The sequence below is a fragment of the Novispirillum itersonii genome, from assembly GCF_014205675.1.
Classification (GTDB): Bacteria; Pseudomonadota; Alphaproteobacteria; order Rhodospirillales; family Rhodospirillaceae; genus Novispirillum; species Novispirillum itersonii_A.
Genome location: NZ_JACIIX010000003.1, coordinates 156,301 through 170,904, shown reverse-complemented (window position 1 = coordinate 170,904; position 14,604 = coordinate 156,301). Strand labels below are relative to the sequence as shown.

Here is a 14,604-nt window from a genome sequence, read left to right as displayed (position 1 = left end):
GGAGTCCCCATGCGTCCGTCCGGCCGTTCCCCCGATCAACTGCGTTCCGTCAGCCTTGAAACCGGCGTCAACAAGCATGCCGAAGGGTCCTGCCTCGTGAAGTTCGGGGATACCCACGTGCTGTGCACCGCCAGCATCGATACCCGGGTTCCGCCGTGGCTGCGCGGGCAGGGCAAGGGCTGGGTGACTGCGGAATACGGCATGCTGCCACGGGCCACCGGCCAGCGCACCGACCGCGAAGCCGCCAAGGGCAAGCAGTCCGGCCGTACTCAGGAAATCCAGCGTCTGATCGGCCGCTCCCTGCGTGCCATCACCGACCTGACCGCCATGGGGGAAATGCAGGTCAAGGTGGACTGCGACGTGCTTCAGGCCGATGGTGGCACCCGCACCGCCTCCATCACCGGGGCCTATGTGGCGCTGGCGCTGGCTTTTGACCATGCCCTGAAGGCCGGACAGATCAAGACCCATCCGCTGACTGACAGCGTCGCCGCCATTTCCTGCGGCCTGTACAACGGTGCCGCCGTGTTGGATCTGGATTATGCCGAGGACTCCTCGGCGCAGGCCGATGCCAACTTCGTTCTGACCGGCAGCGGCAAGGTGATCGAGGTGCAGGGCACTGCCGAAGACGTGCCGTTCACCCGCGCCGAGCTGAACCAGCTTCTGGATCTGGCGGAAGCCGGGATCGCCCGCCTGACCGTGGTTCAGGCCGAGACCCTGACCGCTGCCCGCACCCCGGCCTGAGGGAGGGACCAATGACCGCGCCCCGCCGCCTGTCTGCCGGTGACACCCTGATCGTTGCCAGCCATAACGCTGGCAAGGTCCGGGAAATCCGTGATCTTCTGGCCCCGTTTTCGATTGATGTCCGCTCTGCCGGGGATCTGAATCTGCCGGAACCGGAAGAAACCGGCTCCACCTATGCCGAAAATGCCATCCTGAAAGCCGTGGCCGCCGCCACAGCCGCCAATCTGCCGGCCCTGTCCGATGACTCCGGCGTCAGTGTCAGCGCGCTGGATGGGGCCCCGGGGATCTATTCCGCCCGCTGGGCCGGACCGGAAAAAGATTTCGAGATGGCAATGAGCAAGGTGATCAGGCTGGTCGGTGCCAATCCTGACCGGGCCGTCGCCTTCATCTGCGTTCTGTGCGTCGCCTGGCCGGACGGCCACACCGAATGCTTTGAGGGCCGCGTTGACGGTACCCTGACCGCACCGCCACGGGGCACCAACGGCTTCGGGTATGACCCGATGTTTACCCCCGATGGCTACGATCAGACGTTTGGGGAAATGGACCCGACGGCCAAACACGCCATCAGCCACCGGGCCCGGGCTTTCACCAAACTGGTCGAAAGCTGCTTCACCGCCTGATATGGCACCCTGAAAAAGCCGGTCGCCGCAGGGCACCGGCTTTTTCCGGTCAGAATGCCTGCATTTTTGCAGACCATATCGGCAAATTTCCGGATTTTATCTGCCTGTCCGCAGAGAGAAGATGCCTTCAGAGCCGACCCCCGGCCTGTTCCTGCCTCTCTGACGGAGACCCCGATCATGACCCAGCCCAAGACCATTCAGCAGATGCGCGGTCTCGACCCGGTTCCGCCGCCGCTGGAAAAATCAGCCCTGATAATCATTGATGCTCAGGGTGAATATCAGGCTGGCCCCCTGGCCCTGCCCGGACTGGAGGCGGCCGTGGCCGAAGCGGCCACCCTGCTGAAGCGTGCCCGCGCTGTGGGGGCTCCGGTGCTGCACATCGTCCATCAGGGGGCACCCGGTGGGGCCTTCGATCTGGATGGCCCGCGTGGGGCGATCCTGCCGGATCTGGCCCCGCAGGACGGGGAGCCGGTGATCCGCAAGACCCGGGCCAGCGCCTTTTCCGGAACCGATCTTCAGCTGCGGCTGGACGCCCTTGGCAATCCGCCGCTGATTCTGGTCGGCTTCATGACCCACAACTGTGTTGCCGGAACCGCCCATTCCGCCTCGGCGCTGGGGATGACCGTCACCATCGTTGACAGCGCCAGCGCCACCCGGGCCCTGCCATTGCCTGCGGGGGGAGCCATTGATGCCGATGCCCTGCATCAGGCGACCCTGAGCGGCCTGAGTGACACCATTGCCCGGATCGTCAGCAGCCCGGCGGATATCCCCGACCGGTAAAACAGCGGAAACAGCCCCGGAGATATCCTGAGCCTCTCCTGATAATCCCTTTGCTGTCAGCCCCGCTGCGGGCACAGTAAGGAAGGAATCCTGTCCCGGCTGACACGGAGCAGCCGGGACTTTTTTACAGGAGGGTCAGATGGACCAGCTACAGGCCACTGTCATGAAATGGACCGATACGCTGGTGGCGATTGTCACAACGTATGGTCTTCAGGTGATTGCCGCCATTATCATTCTGGTGATCGGCTGGATTGCCTCCCGCTGGATTTCCGCCGGGGTGGCCCGGACCCTGTCGAAGATCAAGGCCTGCGACAGCATGCTGGTCGAATTCTTCGCCTCTCTGGTCCGCTACGCCATTCTGGCCTTCACCGTCATCGCGGTTCTGGAGAAGTTCGGGGTCGCCACCACCAGCTTTGTCGCCATCCTCGGCGCGGCCGGTCTGGCCATCGGTCTGGCCCTTCAGGGCACCCTGACCAGTGTGGCCGCCGGGGTGATGCTGCTGATCTTCCGCCCCTTCCGCGCCGGAGACACCATTGAGGTCGGGGCCCTGTCCGGAACCGTCAAAGGCCTGTCGCTGTTCGTCACCGAGCTGGCCACCGCCGACAACGTGAAAGTGATCGTTCCGAATTCAAAACTGTGGGGCGATACCCTGCGCAACCTATCGGCCAATCCCCGCCGTAAGATCGACTTTACCCTGAACATCGGATACCGCGAGGATGTCACCGCCGCCCTTGCCCTGTTGACCGAGGTGGTCGGATCGGATCAGCGGATTGACCCGTCCCCGGCGCCGAAAGCGGTGATTGCCACCCTTGGCGATGCCGGGCTGAAGATCTCGATCAGCGGCTGGTGTGCGGCGTCTGATGTCGGGGCGGTCAAGGCTGACCTGAACCAGCAGATCGTGACCCGCTTCACCGCCGCCGGATATGCCCTTGCCGTTGGCGGATAAACCGGGTTTCAGTCCCCGCCGGTCAGGTGCAGGACCAGATGGCGGGAATGCCCCCGGGCGCGGTGTTCCATCAGGTACACCGCCTGCCAGTTGCCCAGAAGCATCCGCCCCTCTCCGACCGGAATGGTCAGGCTGACATCGGTCAGCATGGTGCGGATGTGGGCGGGCATATCGTCATCCCCTTCAGCACTATGGCGGTAGCGGTGGGGATCTTCCGGGACGATCCGCTTCAGGAAGACTTCCAGATCATGGCGGACCGCCGGATCCGCGTTTTCCTGAATGGTCAGGCTGGCGGAGGTATGCTGACAGAACACTGTCAGCAGGCCGGTCCTGATCCCGGTCCCGTGCAGCCAATGGCTGATCTCGTCCGTTATGTCTGTCAGGTCTTGACCACGGGTGCGGATGGTCAGGATCGTCTGGCTCTGGCGCATGATGCCCCCCTGTTCGTTCCTGTCCGGAAACCACCGGCCTGTCCGGAAATCACCGGGCGGTTGCCAGTATACACCCCTTTTTAAAGAAGGGGCTTCAGGATTTCCCCCAACCAGTCCGCCACAACCCTGACCCGCAGGCTGCGCAGGACATCGGACTGCACCGCCAGCCACAGCGGGCGGCGCACCACCACCTCACTCAGCCGCATCACCCCCGGTGCCCGGTCCGCCAGAAGACAGGGCAACACCGCCCGCCCGAGCCCTGCCTGTACGGCGGACAGCAGCAACGCGGCTGAGGACGCCCGCAGGACCGGCCGTTCCCCGTTTTCTTCCAGTTGACCGGTCAGCCAACGCGCTTCCGGGACATCCTGAAGACTGTCATCGTAGCCCAGCCACGGCACCCTGTGCGCGTCGGCCCCTTCCGGGCCATAAACCGCCATCGCAACATCCCCGACCTTCCGCACCGTCAGCCCGGCATCCTGCGGCATTGCCAGCCGCAGGGCGATATCAGCCTCCCGGCGGTTGAGGTTGGCATTGGCCTGACTGCCCAGAAGCTCCAGCGTCAGCCCCGGATAGCGCTGATACAGGGTCGCCACCGCCGGGATCACCAGACAGCTCAGCACCGAATCCACCGCGGTCAGGCGGACAGTTCCGGTCACCGCGCCCCCTTGCCGCAGGGCATGGGCTGCCCCCAGCAATTCCTCCTCAACCCGGCGCGCATGGTGCAGCAGCACCGCACCGCTTTCGGTCGGGATCAGATCACCTTCAAGGCGATGAAACAGCGGCCTCTTCAGGGTCAGCTCGGCCGCCTGTAAACGCCGCGACACCGTGGTCTGGTTGATCCCCAGCCGCCGCGCCGCCGCTGACAGGGTCCGCCCCTCGGCAATGGCCAGAAGAAGCCGCAGATCATCCCAGTCGAGCGGAAACTCTTCTGCCTGTAAGGGATCGGTCATCGGGGGGTTTCCGTTATCGGAGACCGCTCAGGCACCAGCCCCCCAATGGCGGCCCCGCCCCAGACCCCGCTGCCGGTCAGACTGCGGACGGTGGAGAGCGACAGGCCGCCCAGCGCCAGAACCGGGATCCGGCTGTGCCGGACACAGGCCCGGACCGGCCGCAGCCCCAACACCGGAGATCCGGGATGGCTGAGGGTCGGAAACACCGGGGACACCAGAACCGCATCAATCCCGGCCCGCTGCGCCCGTAAAACCGCAGGCAGGGAATGGGCGGCGGCGGTGATAAATCTCCCAACCCCGCCCTGCCGCCACAGCCGCAACCGTGTCAGGCCGACCGACCGGAGAATTCCTTCCGGAAGATGCAGACCCCCGGCCCCGATCCGGAGAGCCAGATCAAGATCCCGGACCGGATCCTTCACCGCCAGCATCAGAACCAGCCGCCGCCGCCGGGCAACGGTTGCCAGCCGGAGGGCCAAAATCTCCCGCGCCGGATCATCATAATTGCGGATGAGGACCGCTGCCCCGGCAGGAAGGGCCTGTGCCGCCCGCAGCGGCGATCCCCGGCGGGTATCGGTCATCAGGATCACTGCCGGAAGGGCGCGGTCACCGCTTCCGGCAGAGCCGGAACGGAAGGACCGACACGTCTCGGAATTGAGCCGGAGAAGGCTGTCTGCTAGGGTCAGGGTCATCCCGGAACCATACCGGGTTCCTCCCCGTTTCAGCACCAGGATTTTGGTCATGTCTGCCGCTTCTGCCGTCGAAAATCTGCACGCCATCCGCACCGCCATCGCCGACAGTGCCCGCCGTGCCAAACGGGACCCCGATGCCGTGACACTGGTCGCGGTGTCCAAAACCTTCGAGGCTGAGGCGATCCGCCCGGTTCTGGAGGCCGGACAGCGGGTGTTCGGGGAAAACCGGGTGCAGGAAGCCCAGTCAAAGTGGCCAGCCCTGCGGGATGCCTTCCCGGATCTTGAGCTGCACCTGATCGGACCACTGCAATCCAACAAGGCCAAAGAAGCGGTGGCCCTGTTTGATGTGATCGAAAGCGTTGACCGCCCGAAAATCGCCGAAGCCCTTGCCGCAGAAATGAAGCGTCAGAACCGCTTTCTGCCGTGCCTGATTCAGGTCAACACCGGGAAGGAACCGCAGAAGGCCGGAATCCTGCCGGAGGAGGCGGATGCCTTTCTCCACAGCTGCCGCGATCTCGGCCTGACCGTCACCGGCCTGATGTGCATTCCCCCGGTGGATGAAGAACCGGCCCTGCATTTTGCCCTGCTGCGGGAAATTGCCCGTCGCAACGGCCTGTCGGTGCTGAGCATGGGGATGAGTGCTGATTACCCGACCGCCGTTGCCCTTGGGGCCACCCATGTGCGGGTCGGTTCTGCCCTGTTCGGCAGCCGCTGAAAACAGACCGGGGATCCTTTATCCCCGGATCTCCATCACGGTCTCCGGGCCGCAGTGCCGGAGCAGCCAAGCCAGATCCTCCCGGCTGAGGGCAACGCAGCCCTCGGTCGGGGGATATCCCTCCCGGGCAATGTGCAGAAAAATCGCGCTGCCGCGCCCGGGTTGCGGCGGGGCGTCGTTGTAACCAAGATCGACGATCAGGTCATAGACCGCCTCATCCCGCCACAACAGTTCATGACTGGCAGGATAAGGCAGCGGGACCGGGCGGTTATAGGCGCGATCCGCCGGATCGTCACACCATCCATCCTGCGGGGTCAATGGCTGCACCGGCAGGGCCGTTTCAGGGGCCACAGGCCAGCGGTCCGGCCGGTACATCAGATGCCGCAGCGGGAAAACGCCAACCGGAGTCCGGCCATCTCCCTCGCGCTTGTCCTCAGCCGGACAAAGGCCGCCTTTTCCCAGCGCACAGGCAAACTGCCGCTCCCCGGCGGTCAGAATCCCCCGGGATGGTCCGGTCACGGAAACAGTCAGTCGGTCAAACAGGGGCACGGCTTTCCCTTTATCCACAGAGGCTGTGTTCTTATCGCCGATAAACATCCGGGCAGCATTTTCCACCCGGCATATTTTTCCCGGTTGTCTCTGTCAGATCAAGTGGAACCCATTACGGGGCAGAGGTGACCTTATTGGTCTTCTGATAGGCGGCACTGGCCTTCATCATCGCGGAGTCAAACCACGCCGGAACATCCACCGGGGCTCCGGGCTGGGCCGCTGCATTCTCCGTTGCCGGGGGGGCCGTCGGGGTTGCCGCAGGCATCAGCTGCGTCGGGGCACCCGTGTGGGCCGCTGCCGGAGCCGACGCGGTCTGGACCGGGGCCGGGGGAGTGCTCTGGCCCTGTGCCTGTGCCTGTTTTTCCGCAGCAATCATCTGCGCCGACACCGCCGTGGCCGACCGGGACGGCACCGTGATCAGTTTGGACGGTTCCAGCCCCTGCGCCTGCATGGCCATCGCCAGATGGTCCTGTGAGGCCTGTGGCGACCGGGCCAGACGGGCCCGGGGACGGGTTGACTCGAGGGAACGGGTATTGGCCACAGCATCCTGTGCGCTCTGGCTGGCCACCGCCTGTGTGGACGCGGCCCCCATCAACCCCAGCGGGGCATTCGCCGGAGCGGCGGCCTGTGCGGTCTGGGCCGCGGCGGGGGCTGCCACAGACGTGAACAGTCCCAGCGGAGCAGTCGCCGCTTCAGCGGTGCCGATCGGGGTTGCCTCAACGGTCCCCCCGGACGTCCGGACATCAGTCGCCGGAGCTGCCGTTCCTTCGGCTTTGGCGGCTTTGGCAACCTTGGCGGCTTTCTGGGATTCCTCAGCGGCGGCAGCCACCCGGGCATTTTCCCCGGCATCTTCGCCTTTGATCATCGCCACGACATGTTCGTCGATCGCCGCGCCGGTCATTTCCTTAACGCCGACATCCAACGCGGCAAAGCCAAGACCGATCGGCCCGAAGAACAGGGCTCCCCCGGCCAGTTTGGCTCCGGAGGTGATTTTATCCCCGGTCAGTTCCCGGTAGACCGAATTGACGATCGGGATGTGCTGCAAAGGATTGATGACATCGAGAACATCCCAGAAGGAAAGCTCTTCCCCATCATCCCCTTTAACGGCGGACTCCGCCTGATACTCCGTCAGTTCCGCACGGGACTGACCGTTTTCGCTCAGATCCTGCTGGACGTAAGCGGGTTTTTTCTGGGTCGTGGTCGGGGTCAACGGCGGCGTCTGTGCCGGAACAGGCAGGGTATCAACGGAACTGATCGCCATCGTCTGTCCTGCCTCCTGTTGAAATCTGCCGTGGTGGGTACCGCTTTATCTTCGGTCATGAAGACGCCGCTCGGCACCACCAGAGGACGCCCCTATGGGACAAGACAGAGTAAGCAAAAAGCAGGCCAATATTACAAGACATTGATTTTTATTGATTTTCTCACAGATCCCCGGTTAGCCCGGAATCTTTTACCGGGCTAACCGACCCCGTCGGCACCGATTGGTCAGACCGATCAGAACAAATGACCGCCCTTCAAGGCCTTGGTCCGCAGGTACGACAGGTTATGTGTATTGGTTTCAAACACATGCGGGACCCGTTCTTCCACCTGTACGCCATGGCGGGACAGCGCGTCGACCTTGAACGGATTGTTGGTCATCAGGCGGATCCGGCTATATCCCAGCAGCCGCAGCATTTCGGCGGCGGGAAGATAGACCCGTTCGTCGTCATCAAAACCAAGCTGACCATTGGCATCCATGGTGTCGTATCCGGCATCCTGCAACCGGTATGCCCGCAGCTTGTTGACCAGACCGATGCCACGCCCTTCCTGCGCCAGATACAGCAGAACCCCGCTGCCGGCCTGATGGATGGCATCAATGGCCCCGCGCAGCTGATCGCCGCAGTCACAGCGCAGGGATCCCAGAAGATCCCCGGTAAAGCATTCTGAATGCAGACGGGCCAGAACCGGCTGCTCCGGATCCGGGGTTCCGATCACAATCGCCAGATGTTCAATCCCGCCATCTGCCGGACGGAACGCCAGAATCCGGGTGTTCTCCGCCTCCACCAGCGGCACCCGCGCCTCGCCGACCAGCCGCAGGCTGCGGGCCGCCGTCTGGGCATAGCCCAGCACCGCCGCCGCCTCGACCACCAGCAGGTTCCGGCTGGACGCCCAGGAGCGGACCGTTTCGGCGCAGGCCACCGGAGTGGTGACAATGCCGGGCAGAAGGCGGGCCAGCTTGGCCAGCTGTACCCCGGCATCCGCAACCGTCCCCGCCAGCAGCGGGACGACCGACAGATCATCAATCCGCCCGACACCGCCCATGTCCTCCGCCGTGCCCGGATCGGCGAGACGCAGCATCCGGTCAGCGGTCAGCGGCAGATCCGAGGTCAGGGCGGCAACCACCCCGGGGCCCGGATCAAGGCCGATCAGACGGGTGCGCCGGGCGGTCAGGCACAGGGCCAGCGGCTGTCCGGACAGATGCACCAGCCGTTCAAGACTGTCCCCGGTCACACCTTCCACCGACTGGATCAACAGCGGAGCCTGATCCGGCGCAAGAACAACAACCGGCCCCCCCCGGCGCAGTTCGGCGGCCGCACGGTCCACGGCAAGCAGCGGGGCAGGGGGAGGAGACGACAGCGGGGCAGCGGGGCGGAGTGTTTCAGTCATGACAAGCCTTATACTGTGCGCCCCGGCACCGGGCAAGAAACGCGACGTCATCTGTAAAGAGGACAGACCGGGGGTTTCTTGCCCCGGAATCCCGGTGAAACAGTCTGGAACAGAGTGTGATCGTAAGCACCCTTCCCGAAGACCGCGACGGAATGATAGATAGGGCATGATCTGCAAGCTGCAAAGAGGGGCAAATCAATGGCTGCCGGACGCTCCATCCTGATTATTGAGGACGACGACCTGCTGCGCCGGACCCTGACCGAACAGCTGTCCCAGCAGGAGGATGTGGCCACGGTGACCGCAGTTGCCACCGGAGCGGAGGGGATCGAGACCGCCACAGGCCCGGCCGGTCCCTTTGACCTGATCCTTCTCGACATCGGCCTGCCCGATCAGGATGGGCGGGATGTCTGCCGCGATCTGCGCCGTCTGGGGGTCCGGTCACCGGTGATCATGCTGACCGGGGCCGATAGCGATGATGACACCATCACCGGGCTGGATGCCGGGGCCAATGATTATGTGACCAAGCCATTCCGGCTGGCGGTTCTGATGGCCCGGATCAAGGCCCAGATCCGTCAGCACCGCCATTCTGACGATGCGGTGTTCCCGCTGGGGCCTTACCGCTTTCTGCCCGCCGCCAAAATGCTGGAAACCGCCGAGGGCAAAAAAATCCGGCTGACGGAGAAGGAAACCGCAATCCTGAAATATCTCTACCGTCAGGGGCGGATGGTGGACCGTGAAACGCTGCTGGCCGAAGTATGGGGATATAATTCCGGCGTCAGCACCCATACGCTGGAAACCCACATTTACCGGTTGCGCCAGAAAATTGAACCGGTCAGCGGGGAAAATACCCTGCTCCTGACCGAAAGCGGCGGCTACCGGCTGGCCGGGCCGGGCTGATCAGGGACTGAAAACACAAAAAGGCGGAGGATCACATCCCCCGCCTTTTTTCATGCCCTGTAACGGCAAAAGCTTCTGATCCGGACCGGATCAGTTGTTCATCGCTTCAAAGAAATCATCATTGCTCTTGGTTTCCCGCAGCTTACCCAGCAGGAATTCCATGCTGTCCTGCACCCCCATCGGGTTGAGGATCCGGCGCAGCACCCACATCTTTTGCAGGTTCTGGCGGCTGACCAGCAGCTCTTCCTTCCGGGTGCCGGAGCGGGTGATGTCAATGGCCGGGAAGGTCCGCTTGTCAGCGAGCTTGCGGTCAAGGATCAGTTCGGAGTTCCCGGTGCCCTTGAACTCTTCGAAGATTACTTCGTCCATGCGCGATCCGGTATCGATCAGCGCGGTGGCGATGATGGTCAGCGACCCGCCTTCCTCGATATTCCGGGCGGCCCCGAAGAAGCGCTTCGGACGCTGGAGGGCGTTGGCATCAACACCGCCGGTCAGCACCTTGCCGGAAGACGGCACCACGGTGTTGTAAGCGCGGGCCAGACGGGTGATCGAGTCCAGCAGGATCACCACATCGCGCTTGTGTTCGACCAGACGCTTGGCCTTTTCGATCACCATTTCCGCCACCTGAACGTGGCGGGTGGCCGGTTCGTCGAAGGTGGAGGAAATCACTTCGCCCCGGACGCTGCGCGCCATGTCGGTGACTTCTTCCGGGCGTTCGTCGATCAGCAGGACGATCAGATAGACTTCCGGATGGTTGGCGGCGATCGAATGGGCGATGTTCTGCAACATCACCGTCTTACCGGTGCGCGGCGGCGCCACGATCAGGCCACGCTGGCCCTTGCCGAGCGGGGCCACCATTTCAATGACCCGGGGCACCATGTTGCGGGTGGTCGGGTCATCGACCTCCAGCTTTAGCTTCTGGTTCGGGTACAGCGGCGTCAGGTTATCGAAGTTGATGCGGTGGCGGACCGCTTCCGGATCTTCAAAGTTAACCGTATCGACCTTGACCAGCGCGAAATAGCGTTCCCCGTCCTTGGGGGCGCGGATCTGGCCTTCCACCGTATCGCCGGTGCGCAGGGCAAAGCGGCGGACCTGACTGGGGCTGACGTAAATGTCATCCGGACCCGGCAGATAGTTTGCTTCCGGGGAGCGCAGGAACCCGAACCCATCCTGAAGCACTTCCAGCACACCGTCGCCGTAGATGGCGGTTCCGCGGTCGGCAAAGCCCTTAAGGATGGCAAACAGCATATCCTGCTTGCGCAGGCTGCTGGCGTTTTCGATTTCCAGTTCCTCTGCCAGCTTCAACAGCTCGGCCGGGGACTTTTTCTTCAGTTCCTGCAAATGCATGGGAGAGTCGCCAGTGAAGGTCCATAACCTGCGGCCAGCCGGTCCATCACCATCTGATGGTCAGCCCCGCAGGGGGATAGTCAGAAAGCCGCAGATCAGGCAGACACGGAAAACACCGGATCAGAACAGGAAGGCCCGGAAAACACCGGCTCTGTCGGTGAATTCAGACAGAAAACCGGGGTCCGGACGGCGGACTGGACGATGTTTTATGGTCAGGAAGCAGCGGCACAAAGGAGGGACCGGCCATCGTCAGACCGGTATTCCCGTCAGTCCGCATCAGGCCGTGCGCCTACGGTTAGGCGCATTGTCCGGCCTTGTCAAGCCTTACGGCGGCCCGATCCGGCAGGATCAGAACGGCTTGAGGACCACCAGCAGCACAATCCCCAGCAGCAAGACGGTCGGGATCTCATTGGCAATCCGGTAAAAACGGTGATCCCGGACATTGGCATCCCCGGCAAACTGGCGGCGCCAGCGGGCATAAAACCCATGGCACGCCGCCATTGCGATGACCAGAACCAGCTTGGCATGCAACCAGCCCTGTCCTGTCAGCCAGGCCGGGGCCATGGTCAGCCCGGTGATGAACACGACGATCATCGACGGTGTCATGATCGCCCGGTGCAACCGCCGTTCCATCACCTTGAAGGTTTCCGACAGCTCGCTGCCCGGGGTTGCCGAAGCGTGATAGACGAACAGCCGCGGCAGGTAGAACATCGCTGCCATCCAGGTGATGACGCTGATGATGTGCAGCGCCTTGACCAGCGCATAGGCGGTGGTGCCGGGATCAACAAGAGTGGGCATCAGGGTCTCTCCGTATCGGCAGGCAGCAGGCCGACAGACTGGGGCCTTTTCCGACCCGGCAGACAGCGGTCAACCGGGGCAAGGCTCGCGGGATCAGGGCTGGCAGGGGCATTTGCCCCAGCGGTCGGCACACCGGCGCAATCCGCCATCCGGACGTGGGGTTGCCCCCTGTGGCCAGTCAAGGGTCTGCCGGACCAGACCGGCAAGTCCGCCGATAAAATCCGGATGGCTCTGCACCGTTGCCGCCCGCAGGTAGAGGGGAACCCCGGAGTCTGCCGCCAGCTTCCCGTATTCGATATCCAGTTCCACCAGCGTCTCGGAATGTTCCGACACAAAGGCCAGCGGCATCAGCACCAGCGGCACCCCATCGCGGCCCGCCCGTTCAATCTCGGCATCGGTTGATGGCCCGATCCATTCCAGCGGCCCGACCCGGCTTTGATAGCAGACCTGCCAGTCGAGCCCATGCCACTGCGGGTCCCGCTGTTCCAGCACCCGGATAACGGCGGCGGCGGTCTGTTCGACCTGAGCCTGATAGGGGTCCCCACCGTCGACCACCTTTTTCGGCAGCCCATGGGCGGAGAACAGCAGACGCGGGGTCCCCGTTTCCATCGCCTGCCGGAGGAGGGGAACAAGCGTTTCGACCATCGCGGAAATAAACCCTGTCTCCGCCGGATAACAGCAGACCGCCTGCGTCGGCACCGTCAGGCCCTGACGGGCGGCCTCCTGCTGCCACAGCTTCAGGGACGATCCGCTGGTGGTGGTGGAAAACTGGGGATACAGCGGCAGCAGAACCACGGCATCCGGCGCATAGGCCTTCACCTCTGCCACCGCCCGGTCCGTCATCGGGTGCCAGTAGCGCATGGCAATGAACACCCGGGCCTCGGTTTCCCCCTCGGTCAGGGCGGCGGCAAGGGCATCTGCCTGCTGTTGGGTCTGTTCCAGCAGCGGCGATTTGCCACCGAGGTGATGATAGATTTCCTGTGCGACCGGAGCCCGGCGGCCGGAAATCATTTTGGCGACCAGCCAGCGCAGGGGCTGCGGCAGGCTGATGATCGCCGGATCACTGAACAGGTTGAACAGAAAGGGCTGAACGGCCTGCGGGGAATCCGGTCCACCGAGATTGAACACCACCACCGCAAGCCGTTTCATCGGTCTACCCTTCCCGTTCAGACAAAACTATCAACACTGATACGATCCGGCGCCCGGTCTGGATCAGCCTTTCCAGCCCCGGATCCGGTCAGCCAGACGGGCGACGTTCTCCGGCGGGGTCGGCGGCACAATGCCATGCCCGAGGTTGAAGACAAACGGCCCCTTGCCGAGCGTTTTCAGAATGTGGTCCACCGCGTGATCCAGATGATCGCCGCCGACCAGCAGGGCAATCGGATCAAGGTTCCCCTGAACGGTCAGCAGGGGCTGAAGGGTTTCCGCCGCCCAGTCGAGCGGGATCATGGTGTCGAGGCTGACCGCATCCACCCCGGTTTCGCGGGCAAACGGCAGATACATCAGCCCGGCCTGACGCGGGAACCCGATCACCGGCACCCCCGGATAGCGGTCTTTCACCCGTTCGGTGATCCGGCGGATCGGATCAATCACCCAGCGGCGGAATTCCTCTTCCGGCAGCACACCGGCCCAGCTGTCAAAAATCTGCACCGCTTCGGCGCCGTGCTCGATCTGGAGGCACAGATATTCTGCTGAAGCCTCAACCAGCGTATCGATCAGCCTCTGAAAGCGTTGCGGATGCCCATAGGCCCATTCCTTGGTCCGGGCATAGTCCTTGGATCCACCCCCTTCGACCATGTAGGTGGCAACGGTCCACGGCGCTCCGCAGAAGCCGATCAGCGCGGTGGTCTCCGGGATCGCCCCTGCCAAGCCTGACACGGTTTCAAACACCGGCTTCAGATGGTCTTTCAGGCGGGAGGGATCCAGCGCGTCTACGGCGGCATCATCGGCAAGGGGAGTCAGGCAGGGACCTTCCCCAACCTTGAAGGACACCGGCTGACCGATCGCATCCGGGACCACCAGAATGTCGGAGAACAGAATGGCGGCATCCATCCCATAGCGGCGCAGGGGCTGGAGCGTCACTTCAACCGCCAGCGGCGGATTGTAGCAGAGGTCGAGGAAACCCCCGGCATCCGTGCGGGTGGCCCGGTATTCCGGAAGATAGCGGCCAGCCTGACGCATCAGCCAGAACGGCGGAGGGGTCAGGGTTTCACCCTTCAGAGCCCGGATGAAACGCTTGCTGTCGGTCGCTGGTCGGCTCACGGCGGGGATACTCCTCTTTTGGTATGTCTTTCTCTTACACAAGAAAGGTATTTTTTTAAAGATTATGGTGGTTTTTGATAGGGCCTGTGGATAACGGGGATTCAGGCTCTTCTCGCTTTTGTCCACAGAACGCCTGTTGATAACGCTGTGTGTAAGGACCGCTTTATCCCCGCTGGGGACGACTCCGGGGGAAGTTCGGGACGACTCCAAGCGACTCGTGAGAATCCCGTTGT

General features: G+C 63.3%; 16 protein-coding genes. 6 read left to right on the top strand and 10 right to left on the bottom strand.

What is annotated here, in order from left to right; translation table 11 throughout:
* Positions 1-9: 9 nt before the first annotated feature.
* From rph to FHS48_RS05820, 4 genes are all read left to right on the top strand, one after another.
* Complete coding sequence (gene rph, locus FHS48_RS05835; protein WP_184262310.1) at positions 10-741, top strand: ribonuclease PH; 732 nt, start codon at positions 10-12, stop codon at positions 739-741.
* Positions 742-752: 11 nt separating this feature from the next.
* Positions 753-1,361, top strand: a complete 609-nt coding sequence (gene rdgB / locus FHS48_RS05830) for an RdgB/HAM1 family non-canonical purine NTP pyrophosphatase (RefSeq protein WP_184262308.1) — start codon at positions 753-755, stop codon at positions 1,359-1,361.
* Positions 1,362-1,538: 177 nt separating this feature from the next.
* A complete protein-coding gene (locus FHS48_RS05825) occupies positions 1,539-2,141 on the top strand; it encodes a cysteine hydrolase family protein (protein WP_184262306.1) in 603 nt (200 codons plus the stop codon).
* Between the two features lie 139 nt (positions 2,142-2,280).
* On the top strand, positions 2,281-3,087 hold the full coding sequence (locus FHS48_RS05820; protein ID WP_184262304.1) for a mechanosensitive ion channel family protein: 807 nt from the start codon (positions 2,281-2,283) through the stop codon (positions 3,085-3,087).
* Positions 3,088-3,095: 8 nt separating this feature from the next.
* On the opposite strand, the gene FHS48_RS05815 is transcribed toward FHS48_RS05820, so the two are convergent.
* From FHS48_RS05815 to FHS48_RS05805, 3 genes are all read right to left on the bottom strand, one after another.
* A complete protein-coding gene (locus FHS48_RS05815; protein WP_184262302.1) occupies positions 3,096-3,518 on the bottom strand; it encodes a secondary thiamine-phosphate synthase enzyme YjbQ in 423 nt (140 codons plus the stop codon).
* An 80-nt stretch (positions 3,519-3,598) separates the two neighbouring features.
* On the bottom strand, positions 3,599-4,468 hold the full coding sequence (locus tag FHS48_RS05810) for a LysR family transcriptional regulator (protein ID WP_184262300.1): 870 nt from the start codon (positions 4,466-4,468) through the stop codon (positions 3,599-3,601).
* Positions 4,465-5,208, bottom strand: a complete 744-nt coding sequence (locus FHS48_RS05805) for a thiamine phosphate synthase (protein ID WP_184262298.1) — start codon at positions 5,206-5,208, stop codon at positions 4,465-4,467. The genes FHS48_RS05810 and FHS48_RS05805 overlap by 4 nt, the downstream gene beginning before the upstream one ends.
* Here FHS48_RS05805 and FHS48_RS05800 point away from each other — a divergent pair.
* Positions 5,207-5,872 carry a YggS family pyridoxal phosphate-dependent enzyme gene (locus tag FHS48_RS05800; protein WP_184262296.1) on the top strand — a complete coding sequence of 222 codons (666 nt, stop codon included), beginning with the start codon at positions 5,207-5,209 and terminating at the stop codon, positions 5,870-5,872. The two genes, FHS48_RS05805 and FHS48_RS05800, sit on opposite strands and share 2 nt — an antisense overlap.
* A gap of 18 nt (positions 5,873-5,890) precedes the next feature.
* On the opposite strand, the gene FHS48_RS05795 is transcribed toward FHS48_RS05800, so the two are convergent.
* From FHS48_RS05795 to ribA, 3 genes are all read right to left on the bottom strand, one after another.
* Positions 5,891-6,391: a L,D-transpeptidase family protein gene (locus FHS48_RS05795; protein ID WP_311769091.1), complete on the bottom strand. Its 501-nt coding sequence runs from the start codon at positions 6,389-6,391 to the stop codon at positions 5,891-5,893.
* Between the two features lie 142 nt (positions 6,392-6,533).
* Complete coding sequence (locus tag FHS48_RS05790) at positions 6,534-7,682, bottom strand: hypothetical protein (protein WP_184262294.1); 1,149 nt, start codon at positions 7,680-7,682, stop codon at positions 6,534-6,536.
* Positions 7,683-7,915: 233 nt separating this feature from the next.
* Positions 7,916-9,067: a GTP cyclohydrolase II gene (ribA, locus tag FHS48_RS05785; protein ID WP_184262292.1), complete on the bottom strand. Its 1,152-nt coding sequence runs from the start codon at positions 9,065-9,067 to the stop codon at positions 7,916-7,918.
* 198 nt (positions 9,068-9,265) lie between these two features.
* On the opposite strand from ribA, the gene FHS48_RS05780 reads away from it, so the two are divergent.
* On the top strand, positions 9,266-9,964 hold the full coding sequence (locus FHS48_RS05780; protein ID WP_184262290.1) for a response regulator transcription factor: 699 nt from the start codon (positions 9,266-9,268) through the stop codon (positions 9,962-9,964).
* A gap of 90 nt (positions 9,965-10,054) precedes the next feature.
* Here FHS48_RS05780 and rho read toward each other — a convergent pair whose 3' ends face one another.
* From rho to hemE, 4 genes are all read right to left on the bottom strand, one after another.
* Positions 10,055-11,311, bottom strand: a complete 1,257-nt coding sequence (gene rho, locus FHS48_RS05775; RefSeq protein WP_184262288.1) for a transcription termination factor Rho — start codon at positions 11,309-11,311, stop codon at positions 10,055-10,057.
* 348 nt (positions 11,312-11,659) lie between these two features.
* The gene (gene hemJ / locus FHS48_RS05770; RefSeq protein WP_184262286.1) at positions 11,660-12,109 is read right to left on the bottom strand and encodes a protoporphyrinogen oxidase HemJ; all 450 of its coding nucleotides are present in this window, start codon (positions 12,107-12,109) and stop codon (positions 11,660-11,662) included.
* A 93-nt stretch (positions 12,110-12,202) separates the two neighbouring features.
* Positions 12,203-13,258, bottom strand: coding sequence for a ferrochelatase (hemH, locus tag FHS48_RS05765; RefSeq protein WP_184262284.1), 1,056 nt, complete (start codon positions 13,256-13,258; stop codon positions 12,203-12,205).
* Positions 13,259-13,321: 63 nt separating this feature from the next.
* Complete coding sequence (hemE, locus tag FHS48_RS05760) at positions 13,322-14,371, bottom strand: uroporphyrinogen decarboxylase (protein WP_184262282.1); 1,050 nt, start codon at positions 14,369-14,371, stop codon at positions 13,322-13,324.
* Positions 14,372-14,604: the final 233 nt, after the last annotated feature.

What these genes read in the sequence shown, in the direction of transcription:
- FHS48_RS05790 (WP_184262294.1), bottom strand. Translation starts at nt 7,682, where the DNA reads ATGGCGATCAGTTCCGTTGATACCCTGCCTGTTCCGGCACAGACGCCG.
- rdgB (WP_184262308.1), top strand. Translation starts at nt 753, where the DNA reads ATGACCGCGCCCCGCCGCCTGTCTGCCGGTGACACCCTGATCGTTGCC.
- FHS48_RS05810 (WP_184262300.1), bottom strand. Translation starts at nt 4,468, where the DNA reads ATGACCGATCCCTTACAGGCAGAAGAGTTTCCGCTCGACTGGGATGAT.
- ribA (WP_184262292.1), bottom strand. Translation starts at nt 9,067, where the DNA reads ATGACTGAAACACTCCGCCCCGCTGCCCCGCTGTCGTCTCCTCCCCCT.
- FHS48_RS05805 (WP_184262298.1), bottom strand. Translation starts at nt 5,208, where the DNA reads ATGACCAAAATCCTGGTGCTGAAACGGGGAGGAACCCGGTATGGTTCC.
- FHS48_RS05780 (WP_184262290.1), top strand. Translation starts at nt 9,266, where the DNA reads ATGGCTGCCGGACGCTCCATCCTGATTATTGAGGACGACGACCTGCTG.
- FHS48_RS05815 (WP_184262302.1), bottom strand. Translation starts at nt 3,518, where the DNA reads ATGCGCCAGAGCCAGACGATCCTGACCATCCGCACCCGTGGTCAAGAC.
- FHS48_RS05800 (WP_184262296.1), top strand. Translation starts at nt 5,207, where the DNA reads ATGTCTGCCGCTTCTGCCGTCGAAAATCTGCACGCCATCCGCACCGCC.
- FHS48_RS05825 (WP_184262306.1), top strand. Translation starts at nt 1,539, where the DNA reads ATGACCCAGCCCAAGACCATTCAGCAGATGCGCGGTCTCGACCCGGTT.
- rph (WP_184262310.1), top strand. Translation starts at nt 10, where the DNA reads ATGCGTCCGTCCGGCCGTTCCCCCGATCAACTGCGTTCCGTCAGCCTT.
- hemJ (WP_184262286.1), bottom strand. Translation starts at nt 12,109, where the DNA reads ATGCCCACTCTTGTTGATCCCGGCACCACCGCCTATGCGCTGGTCAAG.
- hemH (WP_184262284.1), bottom strand. Translation starts at nt 13,258, where the DNA reads ATGAAACGGCTTGCGGTGGTGGTGTTCAATCTCGGTGGACCGGATTCC.
- rho (WP_184262288.1), bottom strand. Translation starts at nt 11,311, where the DNA reads ATGCATTTGCAGGAACTGAAGAAAAAGTCCCCGGCCGAGCTGTTGAAG.
- FHS48_RS05820 (WP_184262304.1), top strand. Translation starts at nt 2,281, where the DNA reads ATGGACCAGCTACAGGCCACTGTCATGAAATGGACCGATACGCTGGTG.